The sequence below is a fragment of the Streptomyces sp. NPDC002838 genome (assembly GCF_040295365.1).
In the GTDB taxonomy this organism is placed as follows: Bacteria; Actinomycetota; Actinomycetes; order Streptomycetales; family Streptomycetaceae; genus Streptomyces.
In genome coordinates, this window is record NZ_JBEOVF010000035.1 from 1 (window position 1) to 19,696 (window position 19,696).

The 19,696-nt window shown below is 71.7% G+C and carries 16 protein-coding genes and 1 pseudogene; 7 read left to right on the forward strand and 10 right to left on the reverse strand.

Features of this window, described 5'->3' with window-relative positions:
- Positions 1-121: 121 nt before the first annotated feature.
- Positions 122-994 carry an IS3 family transposase gene (locus tag ABT063_RS34565; protein WP_351063966.1) on the forward strand — a complete coding sequence of 291 codons (873 nt, stop codon included), beginning with the start codon at positions 122-124 and terminating at the stop codon, positions 992-994.
- Positions 995-1,066: 72 nt separating this feature from the next.
- Here ABT063_RS34565 and ABT063_RS34570 read toward each other — a convergent pair.
- The 4 genes and pseudogenes from ABT063_RS34570 to xylB form a co-directional block, all read right to left on the reverse strand.
- A pseudogene (locus tag ABT063_RS34570) lies at positions 1,067-2,017 on the reverse strand (winged helix-turn-helix domain-containing protein); the annotation flags it as partial.
- Between the two features lie 107 nt (positions 2,018-2,124).
- Positions 2,125-2,724 carry an N-acetylmuramoyl-L-alanine amidase gene (locus ABT063_RS34575; RefSeq protein ID WP_351063967.1) on the reverse strand — a complete coding sequence of 200 codons (600 nt, stop codon included), beginning with the start codon at positions 2,722-2,724 and terminating at the stop codon, positions 2,125-2,127.
- A 715-nt stretch (positions 2,725-3,439) separates the two neighbouring features.
- Positions 3,440-4,648 carry an ROK family protein gene (locus ABT063_RS34580; RefSeq protein ID WP_351063968.1) on the reverse strand — a complete coding sequence of 403 codons (1,209 nt, stop codon included), beginning with the start codon at positions 4,646-4,648 and terminating at the stop codon, positions 3,440-3,442.
- 56 nt (positions 4,649-4,704) lie between these two features.
- Positions 4,705-6,150 (reverse strand): xylulokinase, encoded by a 1,446-nt coding sequence (gene xylB, locus ABT063_RS34585; RefSeq protein ID WP_351063970.1) that lies wholly within the window; start codon positions 6,148-6,150, stop codon positions 4,705-4,707.
- A 156-nt stretch (positions 6,151-6,306) separates the two neighbouring features.
- Between xylB and xylA the strand changes: the two genes are divergently transcribed.
- Both xylA and ABT063_RS34595 read left to right on the forward strand, forming a co-directional pair.
- Positions 6,307-7,473: a xylose isomerase gene (gene xylA, locus ABT063_RS34590; protein ID WP_351063971.1), complete on the forward strand. Its 1,167-nt coding sequence runs from the start codon at positions 6,307-6,309 to the stop codon at positions 7,471-7,473.
- A gap of 196 nt (positions 7,474-7,669) precedes the next feature.
- Positions 7,670-8,113: a hypothetical protein gene (locus ABT063_RS34595; RefSeq protein ID WP_351063972.1), complete on the forward strand. Its 444-nt coding sequence runs from the start codon at positions 7,670-7,672 to the stop codon at positions 8,111-8,113.
- Positions 8,114-8,140: 27 nt separating this feature from the next.
- Here the strand turns inward: ABT063_RS34595 and ABT063_RS34600 are convergent, their stop codons facing one another.
- From ABT063_RS34600 to ABT063_RS34610, 3 genes are all read right to left on the reverse strand, one after another.
- Positions 8,141-9,481: an esterase-like activity of phytase family protein gene (locus ABT063_RS34600; RefSeq protein WP_351063973.1), complete on the reverse strand. Its 1,341-nt coding sequence runs from the start codon at positions 9,479-9,481 to the stop codon at positions 8,141-8,143.
- 146 nt (positions 9,482-9,627) lie between these two features.
- Positions 9,628-10,905 (reverse strand): SWIM zinc finger family protein, encoded by a 1,278-nt coding sequence (locus ABT063_RS34605; RefSeq protein ID WP_351063975.1) that lies wholly within the window; start codon positions 10,903-10,905, stop codon positions 9,628-9,630.
- Positions 10,902-13,766, reverse strand: coding sequence for an SCO1167/SCO6262 family helicase (locus tag ABT063_RS34610; RefSeq protein WP_351063977.1), 2,865 nt, complete (start codon positions 13,764-13,766; stop codon positions 10,902-10,904). Before ABT063_RS34610 ends, ABT063_RS34605 begins: the two co-directional genes overlap by 4 nt.
- Positions 13,767-14,015: 249 nt before the next feature.
- Between ABT063_RS34610 and ABT063_RS34615 the strand changes: the two genes are divergently transcribed.
- Positions 14,016-15,071 carry an acyl-CoA desaturase gene (locus ABT063_RS34615; RefSeq protein WP_351063979.1) on the forward strand — a complete coding sequence of 352 codons (1,056 nt, stop codon included), beginning with the start codon at positions 14,016-14,018 and terminating at the stop codon, positions 15,069-15,071.
- Positions 15,072-15,186: 115 nt separating this feature from the next.
- Positions 15,187-15,369, forward strand: coding sequence for a tail-anchor membrane protein (locus ABT063_RS34620; RefSeq protein ID WP_119105388.1), 183 nt, complete (start codon positions 15,187-15,189; stop codon positions 15,367-15,369).
- 330 nt (positions 15,370-15,699) lie between these two features.
- On the opposite strand, the gene ABT063_RS34625 is transcribed toward ABT063_RS34620, so the two are convergent.
- Together ABT063_RS34625 and ABT063_RS34630 are read right to left on the reverse strand one after the other, a co-directional pair.
- The gene (locus ABT063_RS34625) at positions 15,700-16,605 is read right to left on the reverse strand and encodes a hypothetical protein (protein ID WP_351063981.1); all 906 of its coding nucleotides are present in this window, start codon (positions 16,603-16,605) and stop codon (positions 15,700-15,702) included.
- A 134-nt stretch (positions 16,606-16,739) separates the two neighbouring features.
- Positions 16,740-17,036, reverse strand: a complete 297-nt coding sequence (locus ABT063_RS34630; RefSeq protein ID WP_351063983.1) for a hypothetical protein — start codon at positions 17,034-17,036, stop codon at positions 16,740-16,742.
- Positions 17,037-17,136: 100 nt separating this feature from the next.
- On the opposite strand from ABT063_RS34630, the gene ABT063_RS34635 reads away from it, so the two are divergent.
- Positions 17,137-18,021 (forward strand): oxygenase MpaB family protein, encoded by an 885-nt coding sequence (locus tag ABT063_RS34635; RefSeq protein ID WP_351063984.1) that lies wholly within the window; start codon positions 17,137-17,139, stop codon positions 18,019-18,021.
- Between the two features lie 115 nt (positions 18,022-18,136).
- On the opposite strand, the gene ABT063_RS34640 is transcribed toward ABT063_RS34635, so the two are convergent.
- Positions 18,137-18,736, reverse strand: coding sequence for a class I SAM-dependent methyltransferase (locus tag ABT063_RS34640; protein ID WP_351063985.1), 600 nt, complete (start codon positions 18,734-18,736; stop codon positions 18,137-18,139).
- A gap of 152 nt (positions 18,737-18,888) precedes the next feature.
- On the opposite strand from ABT063_RS34640, the gene ABT063_RS34645 reads away from it, so the two are divergent.
- Positions 18,889-19,662, forward strand: a complete 774-nt coding sequence (locus tag ABT063_RS34645) for an MHYT domain-containing protein (RefSeq protein ID WP_095749795.1) — start codon at positions 18,889-18,891, stop codon at positions 19,660-19,662.
- The last annotated feature ends 34 nt before the right edge of the window (positions 19,663-19,696 follow it).

Genomic DNA, 19,696 nt, shown 5'->3' on the forward strand with positions numbered 1-19,696 from the left:
TCGGCCTTCGTCTCGTCCGACATCCCAGGCCGACCCAGTCTCGCCACGCAAACCGTCCTCAACCAGCACTGTTGCTCCGACCGGTTGAATCTAAGACGGCTTTCTTCGTGAAGGAGACCCGGTGACGGTGCACCCGTTCATCGAGGCGGAGAAGCGAGACGGTCACAACGTCAAGCGCGCGTGTGAACTGCTGCAGGTCTCCCGAGCCGCCTTCTACGCCCGCCGCAGTGGCAGGCCCGGTCTGCGAGCGGTTCGCGACGCCGAGCTGACCGAGAGAATCGCCGCAGTGCACGAGCGGTCCCGCGGGACCTACGGAGCTCCGCGAGTCCACGCCGTCCTGCAACGACAAGGCGAGGAGTGCGGACGGCGCCGCGTCGCCCGGCTGATGCGCGACGCCGGGCTACAGGGCCGGCACCGCAGACGGCGGCAGTTGACCACGATCCCCGACCCGCGGGCCCTCGCCCGGCCCGACCTCGTCGTCCGGGACTTCACTCCCGACCCGGACGGCCTCGACACCCGCTGGTGCGGTGACATCACCTACATCCCGACCGAGGAGGGCTGGCTCTATCTGGCCACCGTCATCGACATCGCCTCCCGCCGCGTGGTCGGCTGGTCCACCGCCGACCACCTGCGGACCAAACTGGTCGCGGACGCTCTCACATCCGCCTGCCGTCGGCGTCGCCCCGCCCCGCAGGTGATCTTTCACTCCGATCGCGGCTGTCAGTACACCAGTCAGCAATTCGCCGCTCTGGCAACCGAGTTCGGCGTCCGCCTGTCCGTCGGCCGCACCGGGCAGTGCTGGGACAACGCCCTCGCCGAGTCGTTCTTTGCCACCATCAAACGGGAGTTGCTCGACACGAGAACCTGGCCCAGCCGGGCCGTCGCCCGCACCGCGATCTTCGACTTCATCGAGGGCTGGTACAACTTGCATCGACTGCACAGCAGCCTCGGCTACCGCAGTCCCGCCGAATACGAGACCGCACTCGCAGCCTGACCACCACACCGATGGTGTCCGTCAAAGCGGCACAAGCTCAATGAGACCGGAGCAACGCTGTGGTCGAAAAGGATCGGAATCGACCGGGACGGTGAGCCGGTAGGGACGTGAGGCCAGCAGGCCGGGGCCGAGAATCCTGCGCAGCCGGGCCAGTTCGGCGCGCAGCGTCACCGGCGTCACCGACTCGTCCTCGTACAGCGCACACAGCAGCTCGTCGCCGGTCAGCCCCTCCGGATGGCGGGCCAGCAGCACCAGCAGCTCGCTGTGCCGACGGCTGAGCCTGATCCGGCGACCGCCGGTCAGCAACTGCGCCTCGTCGCGGCCCAGCGCGATCAGCTCGGGTGTGTCGGCGGCCGGGCCGACGGGCGGGAGCAACGCCAGCTGTGACTCGGCGGCGCGCGCCACGGCCTGCACGAAACCCAGGCTGTGCGGATGGGCGAGCCCGTCCCCGCCGGTGATGTCCACGGCGCCGAGCACCCGCCCGGAGCGCGGATCGTGCACCGGGGCCGCCGCACACGTCCAGGGCTGCACCCGCCGGATGAAGTGCTCGGCAGCGAACACCTGCACCGGCCGGTCGACGGCTACGGCCGTGCCCGGCGCGTTCGTCCTGACCGCGGACTCCGCCCACCGCGCACCCGGCACGAAGTTCATCCGCCCCGCCTTCCGGCGGGTGGTCGCATGCCCCTCGACCCACAGCAGTCTGCCGTGCTCGTCGCACACCGCGAGGAGATGTTCGCCGTCGGCCGCGAAGGTGCCCAGCAGTTCACGGAACAACGGCATCACCCGCGCCAGCGGATGCTCGGCCCGGTAGGCGCCGAGGTCACCGTCCGCGAGCTCCACGCTCGCAGTGCCGTCGGGGCCGACACCGGCCCGCGCGGAACGCCGCCACGATTCGGCCACCACCGAACGGACCGGACGCGGCACGGTGCCCGCCTCGGTGAACGTCTCGTGCGCGCGACGCAGCATCCGCACACGCTCGGCAGGGTCGGCCCCCGGCTCCAGGGCCACCCATGGATCGGTCAACTCGGCCTCCCTGAACGGTGGTGCGCTTGGGCTCATCGTCACGCCGGGTGCGCGCGCCGACAACCGTTTCGACCACGCTCACCCGAACGACGGTCCTGCCGCCGCGGTCAGACGAAGTTGACCAGCCTTATGTAGCGCGCCCAGTCCCAGTTGGGGCCGGGATCGGTGTGGTCCGTGCCCGGCACTTCGTGGTGCCCGATGATGTGCGCACGGTCCTTCGGGATGCCGTACTTCGTACAGATCGCCGCCGTCAGTGTGGCCGACCGCTCGTACAGTGCGTCGGTGAAGTAGGCCGGCTGGTCCACCCACCCTTCGTGCTCGATGCCGATGCCGCGGGTGTTGTGGTCCCAGTTCCCCGCGTGCCAGGCGACGTCGGCCTCGCGGACGCACTGCGCGACGTGTCCGTCGGCCGACCGGACGAGGTAGTGCGCGGACACCTTCTTCTTCGGGTTCTGGAAGATGGACAGCGTGCCGGCGTACGTCTCCTGCGTGACGTGGATGATCACGTAGTCGAGCGGATATGTCATGGGGCGGTTGGACGCCGTGTAGTTGGACGGCGTCGCCGGCTGCCATTCGGCCAAGGGGTGGTCGACCGCCTGGGGCTCCGCTCCGGCGCGTGCGCGGGGGAGCAGCGCGTACGGGACGGCGGCGAGGGCGGCGCCCCTCAGCAGCCGTCGCCTGCTGGGGAACGGTCTTGCGCGGTCCATGGACGAGTGCCTTTCGACGCTTCGGTGGTGATGTCTGTGCGCGCAGGGGGGCGCCCTCAACGCCCTGACGAGTGCTGGTCAGCCTCGCAGCGCCGCCGCCGTCTCCCGCAGCCGCGCGTGTACCGCGCGGTGCGTCTCGCGCGCGGGCACCCGGTTCGTCGAGATGGACACGGGCGGTTTCGGATGTGCGCCCGGGGTGCCGCCGTATCAGCACCAGCAGGACCATGACTGCCGCAGCCATCCAGTCCCCGACGATCGGTCCGGCGTACGACACCGGCGCGGTCAGCTCGGAGAGGAAGTCGAGGACGGGCAGTCCGGCGGCGGACAGCGGGGCGGGGACGAACGCGACGATGCCGAGGACGGACAGGAGCAGGTGCCGCACCGGTTTGACGCGGCAGAGTGCCGCCCGGAAAGGCCGCGCCCGATGGAATGGACGCCGAGGCCGCCGGCGCCTTGCCATCGCGCTCTTGAACAGAACCTCGCGCAGGCCGATGGCGTCGCGCCACAGCCCGTCAGCCGTTTCCCCCGACATGTGAACCCCCTCGTCCACCTTTACACGCACCATCGCCACGACGGCGGGTGCGCCTCGCGTGAATCACGGTACGGCGCTTGCGGGTTGGGCAGAAGATCACGCCATGCTTCGGTGGACGACGGCGGAACTGTGGAAAACTCGCTCACCCGGACGGGTGAAGGCGGCGGTGAACGCGACCCGGGATCAGGTCCGTTCGGCCACACCCGCCGGATCGTCGAGGACGGCCCGCACCACCGAGTGCGCGGCCCCCAGCAGCGGCCCCTCGGGGCCGAGCCGTGACACGGACACGGGGCAGGACGGCCCCGCCGTGCGTCGGGCCAACTCGTCGCGCAGGGACGGCAGCAGCCAGGGTGCGAGCCCGGCCAGCGCGCCGCCGAGCACGACGCCCTCCGGATCCAGCAGGTTGACCGCACCTGTCAGCGCGATGCCGAGCGCCTCTCCCGCGTCGTGCAGGGCCCGCCGTACGGCCGCGTCGTCGTCCGCGGCGCGCCCCGCGAGCAGGCCGACGCGGTCCTCGCCCGGCTCCAGACCGGCCGCGCGCAGCACCGCTTCCTCACCGGCGTACTGCTCCAGGCAGCCGCGCCCGCCGCACGGGCACTCGGGCCCGTCGGGGCGGACCGGCACATGCCCCAACTCACCCGCGAAACCACGCGTACCGTGCAGCAGCCGCCCGTCCACCACGACGGCCGCGCCGATGCCGATCTCCGCCGACACATGCAGGAAGTCACGGGGGGTGCCCTCGCCGAGCCAGAGTTCCGCGAGAGCGCCGAAGTTGGCCTCATTGCCCACGGTCAGCGGGAAATCGGTGGGTAGCAGGGCGCCGAGGTCCGTGTCGTGCCAGTGGAGGTTCGGGGCCCGTACGACGGTGCGGGCGTCGCGCGCCACCAGCCCGGGGACGGCCACGGCCAGGCCCGCGGGCCACAGGCCCTCGCCCTCCGCGTCGGCGACGATCCGGCGCACCAGCGCGGTGAGCTCCGCGATCACCGGCCCGGGAGGACGGCCCCGGTTCGGGCCGTACCGCACGGCTCTGAACCGCACCTCCCCGCGGAGATCGACCGCACAGACCGCGAGGTGGTCGACGCCGATCTCGGCGCCGATCCCGGCGGGACCGCGCCGGCTGACGGCGAGCGCCGACCCGGGCCGGCCCACCCGGCCGGGCCGCTCGGGGCCCAGCTCCTCCAGGAGCCCCGAGCGGATGAGCTCGTCGACGAGGGTCGACACCGCCGCGCGGGTCAGACCGATCCGCGAGGCGACGGCGGCTCGGGACAGCGGGCCCTCGGCGCTGACGGTATGCATCACCCGGGCCAGGTTGCGGCGGCGCATGCCCTGCTGGGTGTCGGGCAGCGCACGCCCCGGGCCGGCCGGGTGAGCCTCGTGCAGCGGTGCGGTCATGCCTCCGTCCGTCCTCATTCGGTGTCGGCCGGTGGGCCTCCGTGGGAAGACGCCCGTCAGTGGGCTTCCGGCCCGCGCTCCAGCAGCGGGGCCGCGTCGGAGAGTACCCCGGCGATCCTGGCCAGCGTCGCCTCGTCCCGCTCCACCGCCTCCAGCACCGGTCCGGCGGCCGTGTTCCAGCGCCGGGCGACCGCGCCCGGATCCTCGCCGGTCAGCAGGCCGGCCGCCTGGGCCGCGGCGCCGAGTGCGACCAGTTCCTTGGCCTCGGGCACCTGGACGGGACGTCCCGACAGCCGCCGTACGGTCTGCTGCCAGGCCGTGCCCCGGGCACCGCCGCCGATCAGCAGCAGCGGCGCCCGGCGGTCGGCGTCCTCGTCGAGGACCAGGTCGAGCGCACCGAGCAGTGACTGGACGGCACCGTCGTACGCGGCCTGCAGGAGCTGGCCGCCGGTCGTGTCGTGGCGCAGACCGTGCAGCAGTCCCGACGCGTTCGGCAGGTTCGGGGTGCGCTCGCCGTCGAGGTAGGGAAGGAGGGTGACGTCGGTGGTGGGCTCCACCGCCTCACGGTCCAGTCCCAGCAGGGTCGCGACGCGGTCGACGGCGAGCGTGCAGTTCAGGGTGCAGGCCAGCGGCAGCCAGTCGCCGTGGGCGTCGGCGAAGCCCGCCACGGTGCCGGTCGGGTCGGTGGGGCGCCGCTTCGACACGGCGTACACCGTGCCCGAGGTGCCCAGGCTCATCACCGGCGTACCGGGGCGCAACCCCAGGCCCAGCGCGGCGGCGGCGTTGTCACCGGTGCCCGGGGCGACCAGGGTGCCCTTGGAGAACGGCAGATCGTGGCTGTCGTGCACCGTACCGGCCACCTCGCCGGGCCGGACCACGCGGGGCAGCAGGGCGGGATCGAGCCCCACGTGCGCGAGGATATCCGTGTCGTACGCCTCCGTCCCCGACGCCCACCATCCGGTGCCGGACGCGTCACCGCGGTCGGTTGTGCCCTGCCCGGTGAGGCGCTCGGTGAGGTAGTCGTGGGGGAGGCGTACCGCCTTGGTCGCGCGGACGGCCTCCGGCTCGTTCTCGGCCAGCCACGCCCACTTCGTGACCGTGAAGGAGGCGGCCGGGACGGAGCCGGTGCGTTCGGCCCAGAACTTGGCGCCGCCCAGCTCCTCGGTCAGCCGGTGGGCCTGGGGTGCGGAGCGCACGTCGTTCCACAGCAGGGCCGGGCGTACCGGCACGCCCTGGGCGTCCAGCGTGACGAGACCGTGCTGCTGTCCGCCGATCGACACCGCGGCGGCCTCGCGCGCCGCGTCCCCGCACTGGCGCAGTGCCTCGCACAGGGCGTCCCACCACTGACGCGGGTCGCTCTCGCGACCGGCCCCGGAGGTCACGGTGTGCGGGGCCTGTCCGCTCGCCACCACCCGTCCGGTCGACGCGTCGACGACCAGGACCTTGGTGGACTGTGTGGATGTGTCCACACCGACGACGAGCGGACCCTCGGCTGCTGACATCGGGCTCTCCCTTTTGTGCGGCTCTCGTCCCTGCCCGGAGACATCTCTGTGCTGAGACATCTTTGCCCGGAGACATCTTGTCTCTTCCCAGAGATGCCTCCGCATACTAATTTGTAAATTGCCATGACGAAATAGTCGTAAGCAAGGAGCCGCGGCATGAACTACCAGCCCACCCCCGAGGACAAGTTCACCTTCGGACTGTGGACCGTCGGCTGGCAGGGACGGGACCCCTTCGGTGACGCCACCCGTCGTGCCCTCGACCCGGTCGAGACGGTGCAGCGCCTGGCCGAGCTCGGCGCCCACGGCGTGACCTTCCACGACGACGACCTGATCCCCTTCGGGTCCTCGGACACCGAGCGCGAGTCCCACATCAAGCGCTTCCGTGAGGCTCTCGACGCCACCGGCATGAAGGTGCCGATGGCCACCACCAACCTCTTCACGCACCCCGTCTTCAAGGACGGCGCGTTCACCGCCAACGACCGCGACGTACGCCGCTACGCCCTGCGCAAGACGATCCGCAACATCGACCTGGCGGTCGAGCTGGGCGCCCAGACGTACGTCGCCTGGGGCGGCCGCGAGGGCGCCGAGTCCGGCGCCGCCAAGGACGTACGCGTCGCCCTGGACCGCATGAAGGAAGCCTTCGACCTCCTCGGCGAGTACGTGACCTCCCAGGGCTACGACCTGCGCTTCGCCATCGAGCCCAAGCCCAACGAGCCGCGCGGCGACATCCTGCTCCCCACCGTCGGCCACGCGCTGGCGTTCATCGAGCGCCTGGAGCGTCCGGAACTCTACGGCGTCAACCCCGAGGTCGGCCACGAGCAGATGGCAGGCCTGAACTTCCCGCACGGCATCGCGCAGGCCCTGTGGGCGGGCAAGCTCTTCCACATCGACCTCAACGGCCAGTCCGGCATCAAGTACGACCAGGACCTGCGCTTCGGGGCCGGCGACCTGCGCGCCGCCTTCTGGCTGGTCGACCTCCTGGAGAGCGCCGGTTACGACGGACCCCGCCACTTCGACTTCAAGCCGCCGCGGACCGAGGACCTCGACGGCGTGTGGGCGTCGGCCGCGGGTTGCATGCGCAACTACCTCATTCTGAAGGAGCGTTCGGCCGCCTTCCGCGCCGACCCGGAGGTCCAGGAGGCCCTGCGCGCCTCGCGTCTGGACGAACTGGCGCAGCCGACCGCGGCCGACGGCCTGAAGGCGCTGCTCGCGGACCGCACCGCCTTCGAGGAGTTCGACGTGGAGGCGGTCGCCGCGCGCGGGATGGCCTTCGAGCGCCTCGACCAGCTGGCGATGGACCACCTGCTGGGGGCGCGCGGCTGAGTGCACGCGCGCGTGCCGCCGGTCTGTGGGCGATCGCCTGTGAGCGATCACTTCGAGTGATCTCGTTGAGCGGTCTCTTTGAGTTGCCCCCGCGCGGAATGTCCCGGAATCATGCGGTCCATGGCGTGAGCCCGTATCAACTTCCGTACGGGGGTCGCGACATGACCGGTTCGAGGTGACTCTGGACGGTATGGCCATGCCGCCCGTACCGCCTCAGCCGCCCGGGCCACCGGGTGACACGCCGCCTCCGGGCGGCGGCTTCGGACCACCTCCTTCGTACAGCGGGTGGCCGCCGACCCAGCCGCCGGACCCGCCCGAGCCGCCTGACGGCCCGGGCGGGAACCGCGGCCCGGGGCGGCGGCGCAGTCCGCTCTTCGTCCTGCTGGTTGTGCTCGTGGCCGCCGCGGCGGTCGTCGCCGTGTTCCTGATGGCGTCGGGGAGCGACGACTCACCGGATGAGAAGCCGTCCCCGGAGAGCAGCGGGAGCACGGGCCGCTCTCCCTCGCCGCCCTTCGGCCTGCCGACGGAGTTGCCCAGCGAACTGCCCTCGCGGTTCCCGAGCGAGCTGCCGTCGGAGTTCCCGAGCGAGCTGCCGAGCGGCTTTCCGAGCGACCTCGAATCGCTGATCCCGTCCCTTTAGGGACTCACGGCGAGGCGGCTGTCTCACTCACCTACCGTGCGGCAGCCGCACATAGGTCACCGTCGTCTCCACCCCGCTGTCGACCAGGCGGCCCTGCGCGTCGAAAGCGCCGGTGCCGTCCGTCATCCCGAAGTCGTTGTCGTTGATCAGAGCGAGCGTGTCGTGGTCCACGCGCGCGACGCCCTCGATCTTCCCGGGCACGCCGGCGACCGTGCCCAGGTCGACGACCAGTCGCTTGGCGAGCACCGGGACCCCCGAGGCCGCCGGATCGTCGAGCTGCTCCAGCGACGGAGACGTCGTGTCGTCGTCCCAGGAACCGCCCAGGATGTTCGCGCGGCGGTCCAGGCGCACGAGTTGCAGCCTCGCGGCCTTGTCGGTGCGCTCCTCGACCAGCAGCCGGTCATGGCCCACGGCGACCACCGAGGAGATCTTGAGCTCGGAGGTGTCGTCCTCGCTCGGATCGACCACGTTCACGGGGTCGAAGCGGTACGCGTACTCGGCGGTGACGGCCTTCCTCTGCGGCGAGAAGCGCAGCAGACGGGTGGTACGGGAAGCGTCTGCAGCGTCCGCGTCGGGCAGGGACAGCGGACTCTGCACGGCCATCATCAGGTCTCCGCCCGGCAGCAGGGCGAGCCCTTCGAAACCGCGATTGACCTTGCGGTGCAGCAGGACGGACGGCAGCGCCTCCGCCACCGGATAGTCCGCCCCGGTGAGACGCAGCCCCTTGGGCACATAGCGCGTGAGGACCTTCCCGCGCGCGGAGACGTGGACGAGGGAGGGCCCGTACTCGTCCGCGAGCCAGAAACTCCCGTCCGCGGCCCCCACGATGCCCTCGGTGTCCAATCCGTTCGCGTTGTACGGCAGAGGCTTCCGCGCGTCATAGGAGTACGGCGCCTCGTCGCGTCCCTCCTGGTTCGGCAGGCCCGTGACGGGCCTGCCGGAGGAGGTGGTGACCGGGATCGCGTCCAGCACCTTCACGGTGTCGCCGGACACACGGATCTTCACGATCGCCGGGTCGAAGCCCGGCACCGGGAACGTGCGGCGCTTCATGCCGTCCACCTTGATCTGCCCGTTGGGTCCGCGATCGGTGACCGTCCAGAACTCGCCCTTGCGGCCCGTCGGATAGATGTCGCTGCCGATGCCGCCGAGAGCCACGCCCCGGTCGTCGTCCACCGTCCTGGGCAGCAGCGCGTTGCTGAACGCGCCGAGCGGGATGTCGCCGAGCGTCGCGGTGCGCACGACGTGGGCCTGACCGGACGGTGCGCCTACGGCCGGGTCGGCCGCCGCCAGGGCGGCCATCACAGCGAGGGGCAGGCCCGCCGCGACGGAACGGTGGACGCGGTGGCGGCCGGTGGCACGCGGGGACATCGGGCCTCCTGAGGGGCAAGTTCGGTGACAGTGGCCAGATTTGGGCCCCGCACGGAACACCGTACGGCTGTCGGATGAACGCGGGGCGGCATCCGCTCGTCGAGCGGATGCCGCACACCACAAAGCCGCCCCTGTGAGGGCTGCCCTCAGTAGGCCTCCTCCTCGGGAGTGGGTGCTGTGGAGGCCAGCGCCGTCGCGGGGTCCTGTGCCGCGTCGCCCGCGGGCACCCAGCGGCTGCCTTCCTTGCGGTACGGCCACCAACGGCCGTCCTGCCCCAGGCGCAGCTGGCTCGACGCGCCGACGACCGTCCACCGATTGCCGCTCGCCCGCAGGGTCGGCCGTTCGTCCTCGTCCCAGGCGGAGCCCAGGGCGGCACGCGCGCGTGCGAGCGTTTCGCCCTCGACGGCCCACTCCTCCTCGAGCACCGACAGCGCGGCCACACCCCCCTGGCGCCAGGCACGCACGGCCAGCGCCAGCTGCTCCCGGCCGCGCCCGGAGCCGTCGGCCAGCCGGTCCGCCACGTCGCTCCTGGGGCCGCCGGCGGCAAGGCGTACGGCGTCCTGGGCAGCCGTCAACTCCGGCTGCGGCGCGTGCGCTTCCGGTGAGGCCGACAGAGCCTCCGCCAGCAGGCGGTGCGCTTCGACGGCGGTCCGGGCGGCCAGGAACTCCAGGGCGGCCGGGTCGACCGAGGGGGCGGGCGGGGCCTCGGCGTCCAGGGCAGGCGGCACGCCGGGCTCCTCGGGGAGCTCGGGCAGAGCGGGCAGCGGCGGCAGGACATCCCCGGCCGCGTACGCCTCCGCGGCATCCACGCCCGACGACGGCTCGGCTGCTTCCTCTTCCTCGGCGGGCGGGGCGCTGCGGTCCTGAAGGGCGCCCAGCAGGGCCCGTTCGGCGCGTCCGCGCATCAGCAGCAGCACGAAGGGATCCTGGTCCAGCAGCCGCGCCACCTGATGGCAGAGGGCCGCCGTGTGACCGCAGTGGTCCCACGCTCCGCAGCCGCACTCCGGCTCCAGATCGCCCATGCCGGGCAGCAGTTCGATCCCCGCGGCCGCCGCGTCCTCGACCAGGTGCGGCGGCATCTCGCGGTCCAGCAGCGCCGCGACGTGTCCGGCCCGCTCGACGGTCATGTCGACAAAGCGGTCCCACTGTTCGCCGGACAGCTCCGCCAGCAGGACATCGGCCCGGTGCGCCGTGCCGTCGCGGTCCCGGACGACGGCCGTGATGCGTCCCGGGCGCACGGACACCGCGCCCACCGCTCCCGCGCGGGCCAGCCCGCGGCCGGTCTTCACCTGCTTCCCGTCCAGTGCCGTGTCCTCCAGCGCCTTCAGCCAGGCCCGGCCCCACCACGACTGCGCGAAGCCCCGCCCGCGCGCGGGCGGCAACGCCGCGAACGTGCGTTCCGTGTCACTGTCGTATGCGGTCATCGTCCGCCCCCTCGCAGTTCGACCAGATCGGCCAGCTCGGCGTCCGTCAGTTCCGTGAGCGCCGCCCCGCCGGAGCCCAGCACCGCGTCCGCCAGCTGTCGCTTGCGGCTCAGCATGTCGGCGATGCGGTCCTCGATGGTTCCCTCGGTGATCAGCCGGTGCACCTGCACGGGCCGGGTCTGCCCGATGCGGTACGCGCGGTCGGTGGCCTGGGCCTCGACGGCGGGGTTCCACCAGCGGTCGTAGTGCACGACGTGCTCGGCCCGGGTGAGGTTCAGACCGGTGCCCGCCGCCTTCAACGACAGCAGGAAGACCGGGACTTCACCCGCCTGGAAACGCGCCACCATCGCCTCGCGTCCGGCGACGGGCGTTCCGCCGTGCAGGAACTGCGAGGGCACGCCGCGATCCGACAAGTGCCGCTCGATGAGCCGGGCCATGCGCACGTACTGAGTGAAGACCAGGACACCCGCCCCCTCGGAGAGGATGGTGTCCAGGAGTTCGTCCAGGAGCTCCAACTTCCCGGACCGGCCCGCGATCCTGGGCTCCTCCTCCTTGAGGAACTGCGCCGGGTGGTTGCAGATCTGCTTCAGGCCCGTCAGGAGCTTCACGATCAGCCCGCGCCGCGCCATGCTGTCGGCGCCGGAGATCTCCGCGAGCGTCTCGCGCACCACGGCCTCGTACAGACCCGTCTGCTCCTTGGTGAGCGACACGGCACGGTCGGTCTCGGTCTTGGGCGGCAGCTCCGGGGCGATCCCCGGATCCGACTTGCGACGCCGCAGCAGGAAGGGGCGTACGAGCCGGGCGAGCCGTTCCGCGGCGGCCGGATCCTGACCGCCCTCGACGGCCTGCGCATAGCGCGTGCGGAAGGTGCCGAGCCGGCCCAGCAGCCCCGGGGTGGTCCAGTCGAGAATCGCCCACAGCTCGGACAGGTTGTTCTCCACCGGGGTGCCGGTGAGCGCCACGCGCGCGCGTGCGCCGATCGAGCGCAGCTCGCGAGCGGTCGCCGAGTACGGGTTCTTCACGTGCTGGGCCTCGTCCGCCACGACCATGCCCCACGGCACCTCCGCCAGTCGGCGCGCGTCCAGGCGCATGGTGCCGTACGTGGTGAGCACGAACTCCCCGTCGGCCAGGTCCTCCAGGCCGCGGTGCGTGCCGTGGAAGCGACGCACGGGAGTTCCGGGTGCGAACCTCTCGATCTCGCGCTGCCAGTTGCCCATCAAGGACGTGGGGCACACCACGAGTGTGGGACCGGCGGACGCCGCATCGGTCTGCCGGTGCAGGTGCAGCGCGATGAGTGTGATCGTCTTGCCGAGTCCCATGTCGTCGGCGAGACAGCAGCCAAGCCCCAGGGACGTCATCCGGGCGAGCCAGCTCAGGCCCCGCCGCTGATAGTCCCGCAGTGTGGCCGCGAGCGTGGTGGGCTGCTCCACCGGCTCCTGCCCCTCGGGGTCCGCGAGCCGCTCCCGCAGGGCCGCCAGCCACCCCGTGGGGTGTACCTCGACCCGGCGGCCGTCGATCTCCGTGGAGCCCGTCAGAGCCGCGCCGAGCGCGTCGACGGGTGTCACCTTGTGGTCCTGCTGGGCGTGAGCCCGGCGTACCTCGTGCGGATCGACCAGGACCCACTGGTCGCGCAGCCGCACGACCGGGCGGTTGGCCTCGGCGAGCCGGTCCAGTTCCTCCCGCGTGAGCCGCTGGTCGCCCAGTGCGAACGACCAGTTGAAGGACAGCAGCGCGTCGGCGGACAGGAACGCCGGCGTGTCCGAGGCGAGGCGGTCCGGCCCCGGCGTGTCGTCCGGCGGACCGACCACCGCGCGGCTGGTGAGGGTGCGGGCCAGTTCCTTGGGCCAGTGCACCTCGACTCCGACGCCGGCGAGTGTTCGGGCGCCCTCTCCGAGGAGTTCGGTGACCTCCTCGTCGGCGAGGTCGACGGCGTCCGGCACGGTCGCCGACAGCAGTGGCGTGAGCGGTGGCCAGGCTCGGGCCGCCCGGCGGAGCGCGAGCAGGGCGTCCATCCGTGCGCGTGGCCCGAAGGCACTGCCCGTGGCGCCGGTTGCCGCCCACACCGTCACGGCGTCCGCGAGCAGGCTCGGATCGCTCACGCTGTGCACCTGCAGCACGGCCCGGAAGGGCAGCGCCGTGTCGTCCTGCGCCTCGGCGGCCAGGCCGGGTACCTCGACGCGCAGCGAGAGCCGTACGCCCGCGTCGTGGCCCGCGGCGACATCGGCGGCCCACGCGTGCTGCTCGGGCAGGTGCTGCGGCTCCTGTGCCGCGTAGGCCGGTCCGCCCGTCACCAGCGAAGCCGCGGGGGAGCGGGGCAGCGAGTCGGCGACCGCGTCCAGGAAGGCACGCAGCAGCCGCTCCGGGTCGGGCAACCGAAGCGGCCCGGCGCCGTCCACGGGCACGGCGTGCGCCTCGGGCGGCATCGCGGCGGCGAGCCGGCGGATGCGCTCGACGTCCGCCGTTCCCAGGGGACCCGTGCGCCACGCGTCGTGATCGCTCGGGGACAGGCCGGGCAACAGCAGTCCGCGCGCGACGATACGCAGGGCCAGTACGGACGCCGCGCCCCAGAACACGGCTGCTCGGTGTCCGTGTGTGCCGGCACGCGCGCGCGTGAGCACCGGCAGGGCGGCGCGCACCGGCAGCAGGACGGCCGGCACGCTCACCCGCTCGACACCGTCGCCGCTGGGCAGGGCGACGGTCAGGTCCTCGACGGACCCCGCCTCGACGGCGGGTGGGGCTGCGCCATCGGGCCGCCAGAAGGCTACGCCGCCGGTGCGAGCCGGGTCACCGGGCACGAACACGGCGCACCAATCGGCCAGTTCGGAGAGCTCTGACGATGGCGCAGCGGGAAACCTCTGCACAGCGATGCTGTACTCCTCAAATTTGACTACAGGGAGTCGAAGTCGCCGAGGATACAGCACTCCGACGGTCGACCCGTCATGGTTGGGGCATGGCGTGGGTCACTTCATGGACAGGGGTGTCCTCAACCCCCTGACCGTGCGGTGCTGACCCCCGGACGTGCACGGGGGGTGCCCTCATGGTCGCGGCAGGTCACCGAATCGTACGTTTCCTCAGGTCAGCCCGTTACCTGAGAGAGTCGGAGTCCAGACATGCCCCAGACCACCGCGGGCGTCGCCGCCCTCCCTCGCCAGGCGCCCGGCTCCTCGCCCGGCGGAAGCGAGTTCACGCCGCTCCTGCGCACGGTCAAGAGCCAGGACCTCCTGGAACGCCGGTACGCCTGGTACACACGAGGTATCGCGGTCAACGCACTCGCCCTCGCCGGTCTCCTCACGGGCATCGTCATGGTCGGCGATTCCTGGTGGACGCTCCTGCTGGCGCCGCTGCTCGCCGTGCTCTGCGCGCGTACGGCCTTCATGGGCCATGACGCGGGCCACGGGCAGATCACCGCCAACAAGGCGGCAGGGCGTGTCATCGGACTCATCCACGGCAACCTGCTGCTGGGGATGAGCTACTCCTGGTGGAACCACAAGCACAACCGTCACCACGCCAACCCCAACCACATCGACAAGGACCCCGACGTGGCCGCCGACGTCCTCGTCTTCACCGGCGAACAAGCGAAGGACCGCACGGGCTTCCGGCGCTGGCTCACCCGCAACCAGGCCTGGTTGTTCTTCCCGCTCACCCTCCTCGAAGGCGTCGCCCTCAAGATCCAGAGCTTCCGGGACCTGCGCCGGCAGTCGCCCAGGGAGCGATCGGTGGAGGCCGTGCTCCTGGTGAGCCACCTCGCCGGCTACACCACGCTACTGCTCACGTCCATGTCTCCCGGCAAGGCCCTGGCGTTCGCAGCCCTCCACCAGACCCTCTTCGGCCTGCATCTGGGACTGGCCTTCGCGCCCAACCACAAGGGCATGGAGATGCCGGACCCGAGCGGCGAACCCTGGGGCCACCTGCGCCGACAGGTGCTCACCTCGCGCAACATCCGCGGCGGCGCCGTCACCGACTGGTTCCTCGGCGGCCTCAACTACCAGATCGAGCACCACCTCTTCCCCAGCATGCCCCGCCCCCATCTGCGACTGGCCCAGCCCCTGGTGCGCGCCCACTGCCGGGAATTGGGTATTGCCTATGTGGAGGCCGGGCTCGTCGACTCCTATCGGCAGGCGCTCCGCCACATGTACGAGGTGGGGGAGCCCCTCAGGGCCGAGTAGGGGCGACGGCCGGGGATGTCTCAGGGATGTCTCAGGGTCGCGGTTCGGAACCGCGGGAAGCGCGGACCCGTTTTCTGAACAGAGAGCGGCAGTGGCCGCGAAGGAGGCGACGCACATGTCGAAGAACGCGAAGATCGCCGCAGGAGGTGTGGCGGCCGGGCTCATCCTGCTGATCTGGCTGCCCTGGTGGGCCGCGCTCCTGATAGTCCTGGGAGTCCCGGCCGCCGCCTACCTCACGCTGGATCCCTCACAGCGGCGCAGGCTGCGCCGTGTCACGCGCAAGGAGATCGGCCGCTGACGTACCCGTGTCGGCTCTTCCGGGGCCGTCGAGTGCGCGGGAGCCGACGACATCGCCGCTCGCGGGCCTGCCGACGGCATGGTCCGCGGGCGGCCGGACGCCGCGGCCCTACTGCGGCCGCGCATCTGCGCGGCCGCGGCACGGTCCGCGAGGCCGGGCAACGCCCGCTGTCCTGGACGCGTCGGCCGACACCCTCGAGACGGCCGGCCTGCACGCCGACGCCGCGCGCCTCGGCTGGGACGCCGCCATGGGGCGCGCTCATCATCGACCCTGAAACAGGAGGCGTTGACCTTTGCCGCACCCCCGCGTGCGGGATGCGGCCCGGCTGGCTCAACTGGGGCGTACTGCCATCTTGTCGAGCGCGTCCAGGAGACCCGGCAGCTCCGGTCCTCGGCCCACCGGCAGCACCTCACCGGGCTCTTCGTCGAGCAGCACGAACGCGATGTCGTCGGTCCTGGCCACGAGCGACCAACCGGGACCGTCGGCGCGCAGCGTCCGGGCGTCCCCCGGCGCGAAGGTCGACCGGACACGGCCGAGGGGCGGCGGCGTGTCGACGTACGCACGCGCCTCCGCGAGGACGCGCCGGATGCCGGTTCGGCGATTGGGCCCGCTCTGCTCGGCCTCCTGACCGTCTCCGACGTCTCCGGAGGGCTCACCGTTCTCGGCGGACTCGCCGTTCCGAGAGGCCTCGCCGCTCTCGGAGGCTTCGGAATCCCCGCCGGCCGGTCGCACGAAGGCCGCGTCGTCGATCTGCTCCCGCCACATCGCCCACTGGAGCGCGATCTCGTCGGCTCCCAGACGTCGCTGGGCCGGGCCCCACGTGCTGGTGTCCGGCGGCGTCAGCGCGGGACGGTCCGCGACCTCGGGGTCGGGATCGTGCGGCGCGGGCACGCCAGGGGCAGCGACGGCGACCTCGAGGGGCCAGCCGGGCAGCGCGGCGACGACTGTGCGTTCATCGGGCGACAGATCGTGCTCCATGCCGCAGTCCCAGGACGCGATGGCGACGGCCACCAGTGACACGTCGTCGATGACGACCGTCCACCGGGCGCCGTAGCCGTCCTGTCCGAGCACCAGACCGTACCCGTCGGCCAGCGGTGCGAGACCGAGCGCAGCGCACGCCGCCGGATAGTCGTCGCCCAGTACGCTCGGGAACTTCGCCGGCGTCAGCAGCGCTGCCGTCAGTACATAGAGCGCATCGTCCGCGGCGGCGACGGCGTCCTCGTCCGTCCCGGCCATCCCAGCCTCCCCATCGGTTCGTCCAACGGCGCGCACCCTAGTGCGACCGGAAGGCGCTTGTCACGACTCCCCGGCATACCCGGAGCTGCAGTTTCCGGCCGGACGGGGCGAATCGACCACCTGTCGCCGGTATGTCAGGCCGCCGGCAGCCCGAGCAGCGTACGTGCCACCGTCCGTGGCGACTCGTCGCGTTCCCGCGCGAGCGCGATGACGGCCCGGCACGCCAGCTCGTTCACCCCGAACGACAGCGCCTCCGGCGACACCCAGCCCGCGGCCTCGTCGATCCGCTCCTGGTCGTCCTCCGCACAGGCCGAGACATACGCGGCGGCGGCTTCGAACAGGTTGTGGGAGCGTGCTCCCCGGCCGGTGTTCGTCTCCGCGCGCAAGGCGTTGAGGAACCTGGTACCGGACTTGCGGACCCTGCCGAACATGCTGACCACCTTCCCCCCTGCGTGGTTGCCCTCACTGAACGGTCATCTTCTGCTCCTCAACGTAGAGTTGGAGCTTCGGCGACAGAAGGGGGACAGCGCGGTGACACGCTTCGAGCGGCTCGAACAGATTCGGCGGATGGACCCGGAGAAGGACGCCCTGGAGATCCACCGGCTCAGTGTGGCGTACGAGTTCCCCTGGGACTTCACCCGCTCCCTGGAGCTGGCCCTGTACCGCACGTACGCCGTGCCCGGCATCGGCCGGTTGCTGGCTGAGACGGCCGAGCTCACGGAGCGGGCCCAGAAGCGGTACGACGACACCTCGCTGCTCCTCGACGCCGTCGTCGAACACGGCTTCGGCAGCGAACAGGGGCGCACGGCGATCCGCCGCATCAACCAGATGCACCACAGCTACGACATCAGCAACGACGACATGCGGTACGTGCTGTGCACATTCGTCGTGATGCCCAAGCGGTGGATCGACGCCTACGGCTGGCGCAGGCTGTCCCGCCACGAGATCGTCGCCTCCGCCGTCCACCACCGCACTCTGGGGCGGCATATGGGCATCAAGGACTTACCTGAGACCTACGAGGAGTTCGAGACCTGCCTCGACACCTACGAAGAGGCCCATTTCGCCTGGACCGAGGAAGCACGGCGGGTGTCGGACTCCACGCTCGCCCTGATGGCCTCCTGGTATCCGGCCCCGCTCGCGCCGCTCCTGCGCACCTCCACGCTCGCCCTGCTCGACGAACCACTCCTGCGGGCCTTCCGGTACCCGCCTCCGAGCCCTCTCACCCGCGCACTCGTGCGCCGTGCGGTCCGGATGCGCGGACGCGCCGTCCGGCTGCTCCCGCCGCGGCGCACACCCCACTACGCGCGGCAGAACTGGGAGATCAAGGGCTACCCGAACGGCTACCGGCTGGACGAACTGGGCACCCGCCCGGTCCCCGGCGTACGGGGCTGTCCCGTGCGCCACACAGGCTCGTGAGCGGTCCCCTCGGCTCCCCAGGGCTCCTCTCCGCTCGAGTTCACCGCTGAACGCGCCCTTCAGGTGCCCGCGGTCGATCGGCAGCCCTCGATGATGTCGTGCATGACCGAGGGCGTCAGCCCTCGCGGACGGCCACTGCCAGGAACCGGTCGTCCTCGTCGACGTACGACGTCATCCGCCACCCTGAACCGGCCAACAGCGGACGCAGGTTGTGCTCCGCGCGCAGATCTTCCGGGGTGATCTGCCGGCCCTGGCGCGCGGCGAGTGCGGCCCTGCCGATCGGGTGGAACAGCGCCAGCACCCCGCCGGGCCGTACCACGCGCGCCAGCTCGCGCAGGTCCTCGGCCGGATGGGGCAGATGCGAGATGAGCCCCGCGCCGAACACCGCGTCGAGCGACTCCGAGCGCAGCGGCAACGCGGCGACGTCGGCGAGCAGCAACCGCCCGTCCCGGTCCCGTCCGGCCCGTACGGCGGCCTGCAGCATGGCCGGGGTCAGATCGACCCCAAGGACCACTCCCGAGGGCCCCACGGCCGCCCGCAGCGGCGTCAGGGCGCGTCCGGTGCCGCAGCCCGCGTCGAGCACGCGGTCCCCCTCGCGCAGCCCGAGGTCCGCGACCGCGGCGGCATAGGCGGGGCCGTCGTCGGGGAAACGGCTGTCCCAGTCGGCGGCGCGGGCGGTGAAGAACTCCTGGACACGTGTGTGGTCGTCGCTCATGTTCCGCATGATCCCTCACCGGTAGGGACGATGCCCCGGTGCACACGTTCGAGCGTGCCGCGATCGTTCAGGTACATATCTGCGTCATATTCCAACACCTTTCGAAATGCGCCCCCTTTGTGCGCCCATGCCCCGACTAGCGTCCCGGAGCCATGGGACACCTGGACCACGCCGCCCTGGGGTGGCTGACCCCCGTGCTGTCGTACGTGATGGCCTGCATAGGCGCCGCCCTCGGGCTGCGCTGCACCGTCCGCGCGCTCGGCGCCACCGGACGCTCGCGCCGCAACTGGCTCGTCACCGCGGCCTCGGCGATCGGCACCGGCATCTGGACCATGCACTTCGTGGCCATGCTCGGCTTCAGCGTCAGCGGCACCGACATCCGCTACGACGTGCCGCTGACGATCGCGAGCCTCCTCGTCGCCATGATCGTCGTCTGCGCCGGCGTCTTCGCCGTCGGCTACAGCCGTGACCGCACCCGCGCGCTCTTCCTCGGCGGACTCACCACCGGCCTCGGCGTCGCGAGCATGCACTACCTGGGCATGGCGGCGGTGCGCCTGCACGGCGACGTCGGCTACGACCCCGCGCTCGTCGGACTCTCCGTCCTGATCGCCGTCGTCGCGGCGACAGCGGCCCTGTGGGCGGCGCTCAACATCAAGTCACCCGTCGCGGTCACCATGGCCTCCCTCATCATGGGCGCGGCGGTGAGCAGCATGCACTACACCGGCATGTTCGCGGTGAGTGTGCACGTCACGCCTTCCGGGGCGGCCCTGCCCGGGGCCACGGCGATGCAGTTCATCTTCCCCCTCGCCGTCGGCCTCGGGTCCTATCTCTTCCTGACCTCGGCCTTCGTCGCCCTGTCGCCGACGACGGGGGAGCGTCGGGCATCCGCCTCGGCCCAGCGGCCGGTCGAGAGCACGGCCCACTAGCGGCCCCGGAACCAGCACCGCCCGGACGGGCGCG